Source organism: Shewanella sp. Actino-trap-3 (assembly GCF_002836275.1).
Lineage (GTDB): Bacteria > Pseudomonadota > Gammaproteobacteria > Enterobacterales > Shewanellaceae > Shewanella > Shewanella psychromarinicola.
Window position 1 is genome coordinate 447,772 of sequence record NZ_PJCE01000001.1, and the last position, 16,580, is coordinate 464,351.

Annotated in this window: 17 protein-coding genes and 1 riboswitch; of the genes, 14 read left to right on the plus strand and 3 right to left on the minus strand. The window is 41.2% G+C overall.

What is annotated here, in order from left to right; translation table 11 throughout:
* The first annotated feature begins 453 nt into the window (after nucleotides 1-453).
* Complete coding sequence (locus CXF80_RS01995) at nucleotides 454-1,086, plus strand: LuxR C-terminal-related transcriptional regulator (protein ID WP_101030695.1); 633 nt, start codon at nucleotides 454-456, stop codon at nucleotides 1,084-1,086.
* A 227-nt stretch (nucleotides 1,087-1,313) separates the two neighbouring features.
* Here CXF80_RS01995 and CXF80_RS02000 read toward each other — a convergent pair whose 3' ends face one another.
* Complete coding sequence (locus CXF80_RS02000; RefSeq protein WP_101030699.1) at nucleotides 1,314-3,071, minus strand: M61 family metallopeptidase; 1,758 nt, start codon at nucleotides 3,069-3,071, stop codon at nucleotides 1,314-1,316.
* 204 nt (nucleotides 3,072-3,275) lie between these two features.
* Between CXF80_RS02000 and hinT the strand changes: the two genes are divergently transcribed.
* The 11 genes from hinT (at nucleotide 3,276) to CXF80_RS02055 (ending at nucleotide 11,853) form a co-directional block, all read left to right on the plus strand.
* Nucleotides 3,276-3,629, plus strand: coding sequence for a purine nucleoside phosphoramidase (gene hinT / locus CXF80_RS02005; protein ID WP_101034643.1), 354 nt, complete (start codon nucleotides 3,276-3,278; stop codon nucleotides 3,627-3,629).
* Nucleotides 3,629-4,138, plus strand: coding sequence for a PaaI family thioesterase (locus CXF80_RS02010; RefSeq protein WP_101030702.1), 510 nt, complete (start codon nucleotides 3,629-3,631; stop codon nucleotides 4,136-4,138). The genes hinT and CXF80_RS02010 overlap by 1 nt, the downstream gene beginning before the upstream one ends.
* Nucleotides 4,135-4,602 carry a PaaI family thioesterase gene (locus CXF80_RS02015; protein WP_101030705.1) on the plus strand — a complete coding sequence of 156 codons (468 nt, stop codon included), beginning with the start codon at nucleotides 4,135-4,137 and terminating at the stop codon, nucleotides 4,600-4,602. The genes CXF80_RS02010 and CXF80_RS02015 overlap by 4 nt, the downstream gene beginning before the upstream one ends.
* Before the next feature lie 62 nt (nucleotides 4,603-4,664).
* Nucleotides 4,665-5,057, plus strand: coding sequence for a YcfL family protein (locus CXF80_RS02020; RefSeq protein ID WP_101030709.1), 393 nt, complete (start codon nucleotides 4,665-4,667; stop codon nucleotides 5,055-5,057).
* A gap of 125 nt (nucleotides 5,058-5,182) precedes the next feature.
* A riboswitch (TPP riboswitch) is annotated at nucleotides 5,183-5,290 on the plus strand.
* A gap of 57 nt (nucleotides 5,291-5,347) precedes the next feature.
* Nucleotides 5,348-7,549, plus strand: coding sequence for a TonB-dependent receptor (locus tag CXF80_RS02025; protein WP_101030712.1), 2,202 nt, complete (start codon nucleotides 5,348-5,350; stop codon nucleotides 7,547-7,549).
* A 53-nt stretch (nucleotides 7,550-7,602) separates the two neighbouring features.
* On the plus strand, nucleotides 7,603-7,863 hold the full coding sequence (locus tag CXF80_RS02030) for a hypothetical protein (RefSeq protein ID WP_101030715.1): 261 nt from the start codon (nucleotides 7,603-7,605) through the stop codon (nucleotides 7,861-7,863).
* A gap of 5 nt (nucleotides 7,864-7,868) precedes the next feature.
* Nucleotides 7,869-8,564 carry a nicotinamide riboside transporter PnuC gene (gene pnuC / locus CXF80_RS02035; protein WP_101030718.1) on the plus strand — a complete coding sequence of 232 codons (696 nt, stop codon included), beginning with the start codon at nucleotides 7,869-7,871 and terminating at the stop codon, nucleotides 8,562-8,564.
* 36 nt (nucleotides 8,565-8,600) lie between these two features.
* A complete protein-coding gene (locus CXF80_RS02040) occupies nucleotides 8,601-9,599 on the plus strand; it encodes a phosphotransferase family protein (protein ID WP_101030722.1) in 999 nt (332 codons plus the stop codon).
* Between the two features lie 50 nt (nucleotides 9,600-9,649).
* Nucleotides 9,650-10,495: a DUF6279 family lipoprotein gene (locus CXF80_RS02045; RefSeq protein ID WP_101030726.1), complete on the plus strand. Its 846-nt coding sequence runs from the start codon at nucleotides 9,650-9,652 to the stop codon at nucleotides 10,493-10,495.
* 92 nt (nucleotides 10,496-10,587) lie between these two features.
* Nucleotides 10,588-11,187: an HvfX family Cu-binding RiPP maturation protein gene (locus CXF80_RS02050; RefSeq protein WP_101030729.1), complete on the plus strand. Its 600-nt coding sequence runs from the start codon at nucleotides 10,588-10,590 to the stop codon at nucleotides 11,185-11,187.
* A gap of 117 nt (nucleotides 11,188-11,304) precedes the next feature.
* Complete coding sequence (locus CXF80_RS02055) at nucleotides 11,305-11,853, plus strand: NAD(P)H nitroreductase (protein ID WP_101030734.1); 549 nt, start codon at nucleotides 11,305-11,307, stop codon at nucleotides 11,851-11,853.
* An 80-nt stretch (nucleotides 11,854-11,933) separates the two neighbouring features.
* Here the strand turns inward: CXF80_RS02055 and CXF80_RS02060 are convergent, their stop codons facing one another.
* Nucleotides 11,934-12,134 carry a hypothetical protein gene (locus tag CXF80_RS02060; protein WP_101030736.1) on the minus strand — a complete coding sequence of 67 codons (201 nt, stop codon included), beginning with the start codon at nucleotides 12,132-12,134 and terminating at the stop codon, nucleotides 11,934-11,936.
* A 175-nt stretch (nucleotides 12,135-12,309) separates the two neighbouring features.
* Nucleotides 12,310-13,026: a glutathione S-transferase gene (locus CXF80_RS02065; protein ID WP_101030739.1), complete on the minus strand. Its 717-nt coding sequence runs from the start codon at nucleotides 13,024-13,026 to the stop codon at nucleotides 12,310-12,312.
* Nucleotides 13,027-13,274: 248 nt separating this feature from the next.
* On the opposite strand from CXF80_RS02065, the gene trhO reads away from it, so the two are divergent.
* Nucleotides 13,275-14,282 (plus strand): oxygen-dependent tRNA uridine(34) hydroxylase TrhO, encoded by a 1,008-nt coding sequence (gene trhO / locus CXF80_RS02070; protein WP_101034644.1) that lies wholly within the window; start codon nucleotides 13,275-13,277, stop codon nucleotides 14,280-14,282.
* Between the two features lie 609 nt (nucleotides 14,283-14,891).
* Nucleotides 14,892-16,298: a molecular chaperone gene (gene yegD / locus CXF80_RS02075; protein ID WP_101030742.1), complete on the plus strand. Its 1,407-nt coding sequence runs from the start codon at nucleotides 14,892-14,894 to the stop codon at nucleotides 16,296-16,298.
* The last annotated feature ends 282 nt before the right edge of the window (nucleotides 16,299-16,580 follow it).

Sequence of the window (16,580 nt, forward strand, 5' to 3'; positions counted from 1 at the left end):
CTTTTGAACTTTAGAACTTTAGATGTTTAATGCCTATCCTCCTATCTTCGTATCCTTATAGCTTTGCTTTAGCTAAGATATAAGTAATGTTGATGAGTTAGCTTTAATAGGTAATCAAGTCAATATAAATCAACTTGGCGATGAACTGTTGGTTAACCTAAATAAACTCGGTAGCAATAATCAGTTTATTTCCACTCAATCAGGCTTTCATCATGTGGAATGACTTAATCCGTTTGGCTCAGACTGCTGCGGATAATACTGCTAATGTCACCCAATTTGCGACGATAACTCTGTTACTGTTGTTCAAGGCGTGTAGTACAAAAGGCTAACTAAGGGCGCGCAAGCACCCTTTAGGCTAATTGTTATACAGTAATCCACTTGTTAGACTCATTCACATTGATACGGACTTAGTTTCAATATACCACTGCTATTCATACCACTGGAGTGTTTGGAATGTTTAAAGTCGAAAATTGGATGATCGTATCGCGGTCACAGTTGTTAATTGATTTACTCGATTCTCGCTGGCCACAAGAGTTTTTGGTTAAATTAGCTAAAGCCCAACCAAGTAACATGTCGAAACTATTGTCTACACAAACCAATTCAATGGTTATTTTCGATTTAGCAACGATTGATCTTCAACAAGCATATCAACTACAGCGCGTTATTGAGCGTGAGTATTTTGGTGTGCGTACTGTGTTTATAAATTTCCCAAAACAGGTTGATGCAACATTTTTAATTCATCCATCGACCACCACAGGCGTGTTTTATACCAATGCGAGTTTAGCTGATGTAAGTGGTGGTTTGAATGAAATTATCAAAGGTCGTAGCGTGATCCCTCAAGATTTATCTCAATCATTAATGGGTATGGATAATGAAGATGAAAGCGATCAACTGACTATTCGTGAGCGTGAGGTATTACAAACGTTATTGTCTGGTAGCACCAATCTTGATATTGCGAATCAACTCTTTGTTAGTGAATCAACTATTAAGACTCATCTATATCGCGCGTTCCGTAAGATTGGTGTTTCTAGCCGAGGGCAAGCCATTGCTTGGGCACAAACTCACATGCATGAGGTAAGAGTGTGATATCTCGGCAAAGTCGTCAAAGAATATCAAGCAAAAACGCTTGAAGATGCTCAAGGCAATAGTTTGTTGGCTAATTCCCGCTGAAAGATCACATATTTAATAGGATTGGTATGATATGTATTTATCGAAGATAAAGCTAAAGAGTGACAAAAAAAAGGATATCAAATTGATATCCTTTTTTTGTCAATGTTAGATCCGAATGCTCGGTGTTAACTAAACCTTCGGTGTTAACTAAACCATAGTGCCGTTTTATTCGGTTGGTCAATCGTGAGTGAAACTGTGTCTAAAGCGGCGGCACAAATGGGCAGTTGTCCTTGCATCAGTTCATCACGTCTAAACCAATGTAGCTTGAGTTGCTCGCCGATAGTCAAGCTTTGCAATTGCTGCTCAAATTGACTGGTCACTAACAAGTTATCGGCTGCAATCAATAAATCACCCGCACTTAAGCCCGCTTGGTGTGCCGGACTGTATTGGTTCACACTTAATACTTTTAAACCGAATGACTCTGCTTTTGTTTTAGCGCCAAAGCCAATATTAAAGCCTTTTGCATCACCGCCACCTAAATCCGCACTGCCTTCACTTGCACGTAGCGTCATTGCCACCCCAACTTGGGCCAGCAACTCTTTTAAGGGGATATCATGAGTGTTGTTTAAATAAGCAAATAAATCATCACATGGGCGATCTAGTATGGTTTCAACAATTCGTTGATGACTGAGTGGATCGGTACCAATTTCGGTTAAGCCATATTGTTGCCAAAGTTGACGCATTACATCATCTAAACTGTTACGCCCCTGAGTTTCAGTGCGAATGGTTAAATCTAAAAACAACCCAAAGAGTGCGCCTTTGGTGTAATAGCTGACAATGGCATTGGCGGCATTTTCATCTTGTTTATAAAACTTGGTCCATGCATTAAAACTTGATTGCTTTAAGGTTTGCTTAAAACGACCTTGACCTCGATATACGCGGGTCATAATTTGGCTAAGCAGGGTAAGGTAACCGGCTTGATCAATACAGTGAGACTTAAAGGTGATTAAATCATCGTAATATGAAGTAATGCCCTCATAAGCCCATAACTGCTCAGTGTAAGACTCTTGGGATAAATCAAACGGGGTAAATTCAGCTGGTTTAATGCGTTTTACATTCCATGAGTGGAAGTATTCATGACTGCACAGTGATAAATAAGTGCGGTAGCCTTTATCTACTGGCGCATCTAATGACTGTGGTAAATCATTACGGGAACACATTAGCGCAGTTGACGCTTTATGTTCTAAGCCACCAAAACCATTATCCAACACAGTGGTCATAAACACATAGCGTTTAAAGGGCGCTGGAGTGCCAAACAGATTGATTTCGTATTCACAAATAGCGCTAAGATCTTTGGCTAAACGGGTCATGTTGGCTCGGTGTTTACCACTTAATACGATATCGTGGGGAACACCTGCTGCGAAAAAGGTCTCGATGGTGAGTTCGCCCATTTCAACTGGATGATCGATTAAGTCGTCATAGTTTTGTGCGCTAAAATCACCAAAGCCAAATTGATCACCTGTGGTTCTGGTCATGCTGGTGGCCAGAGTCCAATGAGCCAATTCTGTGAGTGCCGGCTTAGCAATAGTGACGCTATGGGGTTGTGGCTCAAGCCCTTTTGCCGCTAAAAACACACTGCTGCCATTAAAGAAACCGTGGTTGGTGTCAAGATGAGCCGTTCTAACGGATAAATCCCAAGCGTAGATTTGGTAACATAAGCTAATATCACTACCTTGGTTGTTTAATTGCCAAGTTTGCTTGTCTAATTGAGTGACACTCAGCGGTAGTTGGTTTTCTTTGGCATCGATGTTAATGATATTTTTAGCAAAATCTCGGATCATGTAGCTGCCAGGTAACCATGCCGGTAAATAGAAAACTTGAAATGGGTTTGCGCTTGTTAGCGTTAGGGTGACTTCAAATAGGTGTGCTTTGGGATCGATCGCATGAATATGGTAATGCATAAAGAATTCCGAATGAGTAGGTGAGTCACAATCAAAACGATTGAGCTATAATCTACAATGCTGCCAAAAATGCTGACGTTAAGCAAACGAATCGCATTTTGAGTAAAAGATTGGCTATAAACCTAGTTTTTACTGGAGTGATAGATCAAAGAGTTGATAGTATTATCAATAGCAACAATGCAGTTATTTAATGAGGGCACCCAAATGGCCGAAGAAACCATCTTTAGCAAAATTATTCGACGTGAAATTCCAGCTGATATTTTATATCAAGATGAGTTAGTCACTGCATTTCGGGATATTGCACCGCAAGCACCGACCCATATTCTCATCATTCCTAACCATTTAATCAGCACCACTAATGAGGTTAAAGCCTCTGATGAAAAAGCATTAGGGCGGATGATAACGGTTGCATCCAAACTTGCCGATGAAGCGGGGATTGCACAAGACGGTTATCGGTTAATCATGAATTGCAACAAACATGGTGGCCAAGAGGTTTATCATATTCATATGCATCTTTTGGGTGGTAAACCATTAGGCCCAATGCTGAGTTGTGGATAATGAAAATTAACAGTGATTTTTTTCCGTTAACCGAAGTCGCAAGGCGTTTTGTAAACCAATTAGCTCAATGTCGTCGTTTAGGATTAACCGTGCAAGAAGCCAGTGAGCATCATGTGCAGATTGAGTTGCCTTATAGCGAAGATATTATTGGTTATCCAGATACTGGGGTTATTCACGGCGGAGTGATCACCACACTCATTGATACCGCATGCGGCACTGCAGTGGTGTGCGCCATATTGAAAAAATATCAATCGTTAGAATTATCACCGACGTTGGATTTACGGGTGGATTACATGAAACCTGCTGAACCTCATAAATCGGTTTATGCCTTTGCTGAATGTTACCGGCTCTCATCCACTGTGGCTTTTACCCGTGCGATTGCTTATCAAGACAGTATTGATGAACCTATCGCTCATGCTGTGGGTTCATTTATGCGCATTAGTCCCGAAATGGTCGGTGAAGCGTTTCGTCAAGCGTTAATGGGGAATTTACCTGAGGTTAAACCATGATTGATCAAACCAACGAAAGTACACCGGCGCGTTTAGATGTTCAAGATGTGGTGAAACGCGCCATTGAACTGAACGACTATAGTTATCTACTTGAAAAAGTACCATATTCACAATTTATTGGTATGTCGGTGGCCCGTTTTGGTGATGAGATGGTGTTTAGACTGCCCGCCAAAGATGACAATATTGGTAATCCTATTTTGCCGGCTATACACGGAGGGGTGCTTGCTGGGTTTATGGAAATGTCCGCTATTGTGCAGCTAATGGTATTTATGCAAGCCAAGAAAGTGCCTAAAATTGTCGATTTTTCAATTGATTATTTACGCGCAGGTTTGCATCAAGATACCTTTGCTGAATGTAAAATTACCCGTCAAGGCCGTCGTGTGGCAAATGTAAGCATGAACTGCTGGCAAACCAACCGAAAGCAACTTATTGCCACAGCACGAGCTCATTTTTTATTGGATTAGCCATGCCTTAAATCTTTATTAAGCCACGGCTTTAATTGCATCGGTTTTGAGAGGGATATTGTATGAAACTAGCTTCATTATGGTTTATCGCGACAACATTGCTATTGAGTGCCTGCGCGCATAATACCGCGGGCATCGCAGTGGATTCTGCGGGGCAAGTGAGGGTTGATAACTCATCGTTTGCTAATGAGGTCGCTGTGGTGGATATTTCAGCTATTATGATCGCTGATTTAATTAAAGCTTCAGCCTTAATTCAAAGTCAATCGAGTACTGACTTGCGCCTACAATATAAATTCACTTGGTTTGATGCCAGTGGATTGACGGTTGAAGATGAAGCAAGCAGTTGGAAGTCGATTAAATTACATGGCAAGCAGCAGTTACAAGTCAGTGCGGTTGCCCCCAATGCGCAAGCGACACGATTTGAGATTTATGTGCGTGAAACCTTCTCTTATTAATATCATCGCGACGTTATTGAAGAGGTTTACGTGATGTGACCAAGCCTGGTAGTTAATAAATTGCATCGTTACGTTATCAAATTGTATTTTTGCGAGTGTAATCATACAGGAGTTAGTTTATAATCGTGATCGCCAAGGGGTGTTCAGTAAAACCTGAACTGAGATGTCTGTATGACAAACCCTTAGAACCTGATCCGGCTTATACCGGCGTAGGAATGGGCCACACTATCGTTAGGTGCACCTCTTATTCTCTACTCTTGCCGGATCTCAAAATAATCATTTGAGGTCCTATGTTCACGATAAATCCTACTACGTTACACCAGACACCCATAGCATTAGCTGTTTTTGCAGCGTTAAGCTCGCCGATTGTTATGGCTAAAACTGCTGATATCGAAAGCGTCACCCCCGAATATGAAAAAATGGAAGTCATTATTGTTAATGCTGATTTTAGTAATATCAGTCTTGATAAAATGCCCTCTAGCGTGACCGTCATTGACGCTCAACAACTTGAAGATGAAGGCGCACAACATTTCGAAGATGTGCTTAACTCTATCGCTAACTTTAATTGGTCCGGCGGCAGCTCTCGTCCTAAATATTTTCAAATTCGCGGCGTTGGTGAGCAAGAACAATATCAAGGCGCACCTAACTCATCAGTTGGTTTTGTGGTCGATGACATCGACTTATCTGGCCTTGGTATGGTGTCGAGCATGTACGACATGCAGCAGGTGGAAGTCTTACGTGGTCCACAAGGCACCCAATATGGTGCCAACGCGTTAGCCGGATTAATTTACTTAAAAAGCAATGACCCCACTGAATCGTTTGAGCATGGTGCAAAAGTCAGCTTAGGTGATGATAATCTTGCTACTCTTTCTGGTTTCAGCTCCGGTCCGCTAAATGATTCAGGCAAATTGCTCTATCGAGTATCGTTAGAGCAACATAACCAAAACGGCTACCGTGACAACCTTTATCTTAATCGCGACGATACCAATGAACGTGACGAGTTAACTGCCAGAGCTAAATTACGTTGGTATGCTACTGACGATCTGCAAGTTGATTTAACCTTGTTACATGCAAATTTTGATAATGGCTATGATGTGTGGACATTGGATAATAATCGCAGCAACACCTTAACCGACCAACCCGGTATCGATACCCAAAAAACCACAGGGGCTGGGATTAAGTTTATTTATACTGGTGTGCAAACATTTGACTTCACCTCGTTAACCTCATTCGCGCAAACCAACCACCATAATGGTTATGATGGCGATTGGGCTAATTCCGATTATTGGGCAAGTAAAGCTTGTACGGCTTATGATGCCGATGGTGTCGTTAATGGTACCGAACCTTGTGTTTATGATTATACCTGGGATAAAGAGGGTGACCGCAAAACCTTAACTCAAGAGTTTCGTCTATCGTCAAAAAATGGCGGACGAATTTGGGCAGATAGCACCGACTGGTTAGTGGGTGTGTATGCGATGAATTTGAAAGAAGATAATGACTTATATTCAGAATACAACACTTATCCAGATGAAGTGCTGCAGTCAAGTTACGATGCGACCAACTATGCAGTATTTGGTCAGTTAGACAGTCATTTAGGCGATGATTATTTATTGTCTACAGGATTACGATTAGAGCGTCGTGATAGTGATTACAGTGACAGTAATAAGGATGGTTTTGCCCCGTCAGAAGATATGTGGGGGGGCCATATTGCATTATCAAAAGTTATTAATGCGGATCATAATGCCTATGTTCGTATCGCCCGGGGTTATAAAGCGGGTGGATTTAATATGACATTACCTGCCCAATTGTCTGACAAGAAAGAGTTCGATACTGAGATCCTATATAACTATGAAGTGGGTTTAAAGTCGAGTTGGTTTGACGGTGAAGTCGATTCTACAGTGGCGCTATTTTATATGGATCGCCAAGATCAACAAGTGGCTGCGTCTTTACAAGACCCTGATAGCCCGCAGCGATTTATTCTTTTTACCGAAAACGCTGGCAGTTCAAAAAACTACGGCGCAGAGCTTGATGCAAAATGGTACTTAACTGAAAATATTGAATTTTATGGTAGCTTTGGTTGGTTGGAAACCGAATATGGCCAATATCAATACAGTGATAAATACGGTTCTACCATTGATTTGTCGGGTCGTGAACTGGCCCATTCTCCTAATGTCACTTACAGTGCGGGCATGACGTATGTCGCTGACTCTGGTTGGTTCGCCAACGTTAATGCCAGTGGTAAAAGCCAGTTTTATTATTCGGACAGCAATGAGTCCCAGTCAGAAGCCTATACCATTTATAACGCACGTCTAGGTTATGAAACGCCGACGTGGTCAGCTTATTTATGGGGCCGCAATTTGTTTGATGAACAATATGGCGTGCGTGGTTTTTACTTTGGCAACGAGCCAGATCAAGACTGGGCAGACAAGCAATACATTCGTTATGGTGATCCGCGCCAATTAGGTGTGACACTAGAAATCCAATTTATGTAATAGCTTATAGCCGCTGTAACCTCGGTTGCAGTGGTTTTTATTAAGGAATAGCAATGAAGTTAACTGCAGAAATCAGCATGTATCCGTTTAATGAAAATTATCTCGATCCGATCCAATGGTTTATCGGCAGAGTGGATAGTTATGACAATATTCAACGAGTCACTAATGCGATGGCAACACAAGTGTGTGGTGAGTATGGCGATGTTATGTCGATGCTAGCCGTTGAAATGCAGGCCGCTCACCAAAAATGGGGCAAGGCCGTTTTTGTGTGTAAATTTATTGGTGGTGAGCTCAACCTTGCTCATAGCGAATAACCACAATGAGTGAGTTACTCTCAACAATACAGCAAGTTTTAGGAGAGGCGTCATTAATGACGTTCTGGGAAGCCATTGCCGTTATGCTGGCACTGGCTTACTTAATTCTTGCTATGCGGACCAATATTTGGTGTTGGTCTGCGGCATTTATTAGCACCGCCATTTATACGGTATTGTTTTGGAATGTGTCTTTGTTAATGGAGTCGGTACTCAATATCTATTATATGGGCATGGCGGTGTATGGTTATTGGCTGTGGTTACATGTGCCGTCCTCGCAGCAGCGAAATCAGCATAATAGTGCTCAGCACAATATAGAGAGCCATCAACTTAACATTACCAGTTGGTCGTGGAGTACTCATGCTGTTGTCATCGGCGTCACATCTTTGGTGTCTTTACTGGTGGGGTATGTTATGGCTAATCATACCTCTGCAGCATTTCCCTATATCGACGCGGCAACCACTTGTTTTGCGGTAGTGACAACCTATTTAGTGGCAAAAAAAGTACTGGAGAATTGGCTCTATTGGGTCGTCATTGATTTTGTGTCTATTTACCTTTATTTCCAAAAAGGCTTGATGTTGACATCAGGTCTGTTTGTTTTATACGTCGCGATGGCGGTTGGGGGTTACATTATGTGGCGCAAGAAATATTATCATCATATTATACAGCAAGATAACGTTGCCCAAGACGTGGTTGGTGTATAGCCAATAACAATACAATCTCCCTAGAGTAAATATTTGATGTCCCAACCCTTGTTATCGCTACCTAACAATGTGCTTGAAATGATGCAACAAATGATGCCAGTAGCATTGTTTCACAGACTCAACGCACAATGTACTGCAATATCGTTCCTCAACACCGGGATCAGCAATGTTAACATTAAGTTATCTTGCGATGACGGCGATAAGGTATTGAGAGTTAATCAACCCCACAGTACTTGGTGCGATAGGGCGCTTGAAGTCGAATGTTGGCAAGCCGCGATGGCTGCTAACATTGCACCTGCATTAATTTGGGTCAGTGATGATAAAAAAGTGTATTTAAGTGAGTTTATTGATCAACCCGACATAGACTGGTCGATATTTTCCGCAATGCACAGTAATGCATCTATCCAGCAGGAAACAAATAAACCTGTTTTAGCCGTTGATGCTGTCCCTTTGTTAAGCGCATTATTGAGTAAACTTAGTGCGTTACCAGTGCCTCGTACCAGTATTACCGTGAGTGTGCAATGGCAACAATATGCGCATCAATTAGATTCTTTAAGTACCACGCAAACCGAACCACAATGGCATCATGCTTGGCAGCAATTGTTACGCTTAAATGGATTTGTTCAGCATTGGTTATCGCAGTTAGAAGCGTGTGTTTTGTTGCCCGTTTTTTGTCATCGAGATTTAACCCCGCACAATTTACTTCTTGGCGGCAGCGTATCGCATAAGCTATTAAGCATTGATTATGAATATGCGGTGGCCAGTCATCCGTTATTCGATTTAGCCAGCGTGATAGCCAGTCATCAACTATCGACAACCCAAGTGAGTCAATTAATTGATAACGTGATTATCCAATATTGCCAAATATCGAGCCTCACAGATGTTGCGGCGGCTAAAGCTGCGTTACCTGCTGCAATAAATTGTTTTTGGTTATTCTCAGCGATGTGGGCATTATTAATGGCAGCTAAAGAATCGCACAAATCTACACAATACTTACAATACTTTACAAAGTATTTTACATTAATTACTTGCTAATATGCTCTGATAAAGTACAAATAAGGTAAATTTCGATAAGGGAATTATCTGTGTCTAAAAAATTGATTGTCCTACTGTTAAGTAGCCTATTATTTGTCGGCTGTTCCACTAAAATAAGCTATTTCTTTTTGGATTGGGCGATAGAGTGGGAGGTTGAAGAATACGTAGACTTAACCTCAGAGCAGCAAGACAAATTTGATATTATTATTGAATCGTTTTTAGTCTGGCATCGCCAACAAGAATTACCCCGTTATCGTGATCAACTGTCTTTATTATCGACATTAACGAATCAACAAACCATGACCCCAGAGCTATGGCTTAAACAAGTGTCAATGGCGAAGGCCCATTGGTCCAGAATTTTCGATTTTGTTATGCCTGATCTGTTACCTATTTTGGCGAGCTTATCTGATGAACAAGTTGATCAGGTACTGACGCAGCTAAAAAAAGAACAAAAAGAATTAATCGAAGAATACGCCGGCAAAGATAAAGCCGAGTTGATAATCGACTCAGATAAAAGAATCGCAAAAAAATTATCAGAATGGACCGGTGATATAACCGATGCGCAAAAAGACATCATTCATCAAGCCAATACGCAACGTTTAGCGACCTTGGATATGTGGCTAGAGTATCGCCATGAATGGTTGAGTCAATTTGAACAAGCGATGAAACGCCGTCAGCAAACTGATTATTTTACCCAACAAATGAAATTATTAATGATCTCGCCAGATGAACTTAAATCTGAGGTGTATCGCGATAATGTTACCGAAAACACCCGTAAATTTGGTTCAATGTTAATTGCGCTTAATCAAACGTTTAGTCAAAAACAACGTAAGCACTTCGACAAAAAATTAGCAGAATTAGTAGAAGATTTAACTGAATTACACTTAGACAAATAATACATATTTATAGCTGTTAATCGCATAAGCTGAAATGTTTTTAATCTTCAGCGGGTCTATTACTACAACAACGATTTCAGCCTAGGTTATTTATGCAGACACTAAGTAGATTATATCAACAGTTTTTAAATGTGATTAAACATACAGAAGGCTTTGCTCCATTAGCGTTAAGGATTTATTTAGCACCAGTGTTAATGCAGGCTGGTTACAACAAATTATCACATTTTGAAGACACAGCCGCTTGGTTTGGTAATCCAGATTGGGGGTTAGGCTTACCGATGCCAGAAGTGATGACTGCTCTGGCTGCAGGCACAGAGTTGTTTGGTGGTTTTTTACTGTTAATTGGTTTGGCGACACGTATTGTGGCACTGCCGATGATGGCAACCATGGTGGTAGCCGCTTTTGCGGTGCACTTACCTAATGGCTGGTTAGCTATTGCCGATGCAAGTTCGTGGTTAGCCAATGAGCAAGTGTTGGCTTCAGCGGAAAAACTGTCTGCAGCAAAAGCGATTTTACAACAGCATGGTAATTATGAATGGTTAACCAGTTCAGGTAATTTCGTTATTCTCAATAATGGTATTGAGTTTGCCATTACCTACTTGATCATGCTATTTGCCATCTTTGCGCTGGGCGGCGGTCGTTACACCAGTGTCGATTATTTTATTTCTCGTCGTTATTTAAACAATACTTAAGCGCTATTTTCCTCAACAGGTGTTAACACAGATGATGTAAAGTTTTGAAAGTAACCCACCAATTAAGTGGGTTATTTGTTAACATTAGTATCAGAACTCATCTAGAAGGACCGTATCTTGGACGCAACACAACTGCTACTAACCCGCCAATCAACTCCACGTCTTATTGCCCCTGCGCCGAATGCTGAGCAACTTACATTGTTACTCGATTCTGCAGCAAGAGTACCCGACCATGGTGCCTTGACCCCATGGGAGTTTATTATCGCAATCGATGAAGGTTTGGCTAAACTGGCGAATATTTTTGTTGATGCAGCTAAAAAAAAGGGTGCAGATGATGCTTTTTTAGCTAAAGTTGGCAATATGCCTTATCGCGCACCTATGGTGATTACTGTGGTCGCTAAAACGCAAGCACATAATAACGTTCCCGCTTTAGAGCAGCACATTGCAGCCGGTTGTGCGACGATGGCCATGCAGCAAGCTGCATTTTCGATTGGGCTTGGTGCAGTATGGCGTACAGGCGATTTTGCTTTTGATGCTAATGTTCATCAACAATTAGGTTTGTCGGCACAAGACCAAATAGTGGGCTTTTTATATGTAGGCACACCAGCGGTAACGGCGCCAACAAAGCCATTAAAAAATGGACGCCAATTCGCTCGCTATTTATAAGCGGGAGTAACAGATAATATAAGCCTTAATTTAGCCACGTGGCTCGCTGATGCTGGGATGGTTAAATAGGGCTAGGGCGTCTATTCGTAGAATTCAAGTGGGATTATGTTCTGATAAACATAATAGCCTAATGGTCCCATCAATAAACTGAGCATCGACCAGACAAAACGTTGAGCATTTCCGATAGGTGCTTTCGACATTAAGGCTCGATAGCAAAAGTGAATATGTAAAATTAGTAATGCGATAAGCATTATGACTAACGTAATATCCATATTATCCATGTCATGTTCCTTTGCGTTCTAGCAATGACTTATTTAAGTGTAAACTTAAAATCTCAATTTGCAGTAAAAATAATAGTAATCCATGTTATTAAACGGCTATTCACTGCTAACATCTTTAATCTACTTTAAAAATTAACGGATTAATAGTCTGTAAACTACTAAATATTAATAATTTTTAATTGTTGCACAAAGGTATTAGTTGTCCATCATCATTTATTGAATGTTTGAGCTGAATCCCATTTCGTTGGGGTAACCACAATGGATATTTGTGCATGGTCACGTTAAATAACGGACTATTCATTAGCGTTGTTAACCAAACTCTCACTTTAGGGGATTGGTTGTTGTTAAACCATATCGGCTCAACATTAGCAAATTGGCGAATAAATGGAAAAATAGCAAAGTCAGCTAATGTGACGGTATCTGTGCATAAAAACCGATGTTGATTTAAGCAGGTTTCTAGACGTTGTATAAAGTTTTCTGCTTGTTGTCGATACCAGAGTTGACTGTATTCGGGGTATCTGTCGGCATACTTATATTTATCTAACCAGGGTTTAAATTCATTATCGTTAGCATTAATGAGCGATTCTGTTGCTGGCTTATCTAACCAATATTGCAGTGACTGATACTCGGCTGGGGTTAAGTAGTTGGTTTCAGGTGCTGGGTGCTCAGTTAATGCAAAGCGCATAATATCAATACTTTCACTGATCACTTGGTTATCTGTCGTGACAAGTACTGGTACTGTGCCTTTGGCCGAAATGGCTAACATCTCTGCGGGTTTATGTTTAAGTTCAATTTCACGCACTAACGGATTAAGTTGGCTCAAATGAAGGCTAATACGTGCCCGCATGGCATAAGGACAGCGACGAAAGGTGTACAAAATAGCAGAATTCATTAGGGATCATATCAAATTAAGTCTGGCTAATAGAGTAACGCTTTTAAGGCCTGAATCCCAAAATAAAATGCTCACAACAAAGCAAAAAAGGTGCGTCGGATTGTTTTAGTATTTTTTTGAGTGTGACTTAGGTATACTTGCGGCCGTTTTTTTGAGTCTGTGCACAGTGTGCCGGCTATATTATATGCACTGGAAATTAAGTTCCAGCCAGCGGAGTTTCAACAGTTATGCAAGAAGCTAAACAAGACATGATCCAACAAACGTCTCAACCCCAAATTGCCGTATGCGCATTATATAAATTTGTCGCCTTACCTCATTTCGAGGCTGTTCGTCAGCCATTGCTCACAGTCATGGAACAAAACGACATCAAAGGTACCTTGTTACTTGCCCAAGAAGGGATCAATGGCACTGTTGCTGGCACCCAATCCGCCATTGAGAATTTATTGGTCTGGTTAGACACACAACCAGGTTTAAATAACATCGTCACCAAGCTGTCTTTTGATGATGAAATGCCATTTTATCGTACTAAAGTAAAACTTAAAAAAGAAATTGTGACTATGGGTGTTCAAGGTATAGACCCGCGTAAAGTCGTTGGCACTTATGTTAAGCCCAAAGACTGGAATGCACTGATTTCAGATCCTGAAGTGGTATTGGTTGATACCCGTAATGATTATGAAGTGAAGATTGGTACCTTTAAAAATGCGCTTAATCCCGTAACCGAGACTTTCCGTGAGTTCCCTGAATACGTCAAACAAAACTTAGATCCTGGCAAGCATAAAAAAGTGGCTATGTTTTGTACCGGTGGTATTCGTTGTGAGAAATCAACCGCTTATTTAAAAGAGCAGGGCTTTGATGAGGTGTATCATCTTGAAGGTGGCATTTTAAAATATCTTGAAGAGGTGGATCAACAGCAAAGCTTATGGGAAGGTGAATGCTTTGTGTTTGACAACCGTGTGGCCGTTAATCACAGCCTTGAAAAAGGCCAATACGATCAGTGTAATGCTTGTCGTATGCCAATAACGGAAGCCGAAAAGCAATCTGAAGCTTATGTTCAAGGTGTGAGTTGCCCTCATTGCATCGATAATATTCCTCAAGAACAACGTCAGCGATTTATTGAGCGTGAGCGTCAAGTGCAATTAGCTAAGCAACGCGGTGAAGCGCATATTGGCAGTGATGTAAAGCAAGTCATTGATGCACGTCGTCAGCAAAAAGAAGCTCAGCGTAAAACACAAGAAAAAGCCAACAGCAAAGGTTAACTTGATGAGTTAACTCATTAGCAGCAAAAAACCCATCAGGACACGATGGGTTTTTTCGTTTTTGGTGAAGTGAGAGCGGCATTAACATCGTAATCAATTTGCAACCGCGGCAGTTTTTTTGCTCTTGGGCTAAGCCATTGCATGATAAATCATTCTCTAATGGTTGATTATTGACTAACGCTAACGTCACGGTTTATTTATCCACCATCAATTTGATAGGGTCAACACTTACCGAACCGGCTTGAGTTAAGCACAATAGCGGATCTAAATATGACTAAAAAATCCACGGCACATGTTTATCGTTGGCTTAGTGTAACCCTTGCCTTAAATGATAACCAAGATATCGCGATGTCGGAAATAAGATTATTTTTAGCTGCCGATGCCATTTAATCTGCTAGAACATTGGTATGCAACATATTGAATAAACGATATTTAACTAAAATTATTACTGGGGAGATATGCTGTAAAGCTTATATTATGAGGTTTTTACGCCTGAATGAGTTATTCCTCAATGTGTCCCCTTGGATAAAACACGATAAATGGTTCAGCTAAGATGATTATTATGTTATTTTGGGCGCTTTTTTAAATTGAACGACTGAAGGTAAGCCAATGTTTGTTGGATTTGATTACGGCAGTGCTAACTGTGCGATAGGGGTGATGGTTGATAATACGGTGGCATTATTGCCATTATCAGCGCACTCAGATTTTATGCCGTCAACCTTGTACGCGATGGATCGCGAGCTGATCGCTGAAGCAGTGTATTGGGGCTTACCTGAAAATTTACAAGCGCAGTATTCTCATTTGCGCAGTTCGCAATTAATGCGAGCAAAACAAATGCGCCATGAACTTGATTTGTCGCCTAATGAACAAGCCGTGTTTGTTGGTCAAGCTGCGATTGATGCCTATTTAGACATGCCTGAAGAAGGTTTTTATGTCCGTTCGCCAAAATCCTTTTTAGGCGCCAATGGCCTGCGAGCAGAGCAGATTGCCTTATTTGAAGACATAGTTACCTTGATGATGATGCATGTTAAAACCCTAGCCGATAAGGCATTAAACGCCAAATCGCTTACGTCTGCTAGCCATGCCGTGATAGGTCGACCGGTTAATTTTCAAGGTATAGGTGGAGAAGACAATAACCTGCAAGCGGAAGCCATTTTACGCCTTGCCGCAATTCGCTCTGGCTTCACTGATGTGAGGTTTTTATTTGAACCATTAGCCGCTGGCATGGACTTTGAGTCAAATCTTAACCATGACAATACCGTTTTAGTGGTTGATGTGGGCGGCGGTACGACAGACTGTTCTGTGGTGAAAATGGGTCCATCATACATTGCGCAACAAGATCGAAGCCTAGACTGCTTTGGCCATTCTGGCCAACGCATCGGTGGCAACGATTTAGATATTGCGCTTGCGATGAGCGGATTGATGCCAAGCTTTGGGGCAGACACGTTAATGATTAACGGTAAACCTATGCCAAGAACCCCTTTTTGGAACGCGGTTGCCGTCAATGATATTAGTGCTCAGCGTGACTTTGTTAGTTTACCTTCCCGTAAGCTCGTCGAGCAGTTAATAAAAGAAGCACAACAACCAGACTTATTAGTTCGTTTACAAAAAGTACAAAAAAATCAAATGAGTTATCAAGTTGTACGCCAAGCTGAAGCCGCTAAAATCAGTTTGTCGGACAATGAGACTATTCAATGTTCATTAGATTTTATTGAAAAAGAGCTGTTTGTACCATTAACGGCAGCGCAGTTTGAGCAAGCTATCAATGAACCTTTAGCTAAAGTTGAAGCGTTAATGAAACAAGCCATGAAAACGGCTATCACTAAAGCGGAGCAACAAAATTGCGATATGCCAACCACTCCTGATATTGTGTATGTAACAGGCGGTACGGCGCGTAGCCCGGCTATATACGATAAAATTGCTAGTGTGTATCCCAATGCCAAAGTGGTGGTAGGCGATCATTTTGGCTCGGTAACTGCGGGCTTAACACGTTGTGCTCAAAGTGCATTTAACTAAGTCAAAGTGCAGTTAACGCATAAAGGTTGACCATTATGCTAAAAAAGAGAATGTTAACAAGCATACTGAGTCAGCAACGAGCTTGGTCAATAGGTTACAATGATAACCATAATGCCGAACGCAATATGAACTAGCATGTTGCTCAGCGGTGGTGGCGCTGATATCGGCAAAGTCAGTTTAGGCCTATTTATCATGAAAGGTATTTCATGAAAAGAATATTATTAAAGACATACCATTAATGTATGCCCTTAATTGCCTAACAACATTTTTTAAACCAGCCTC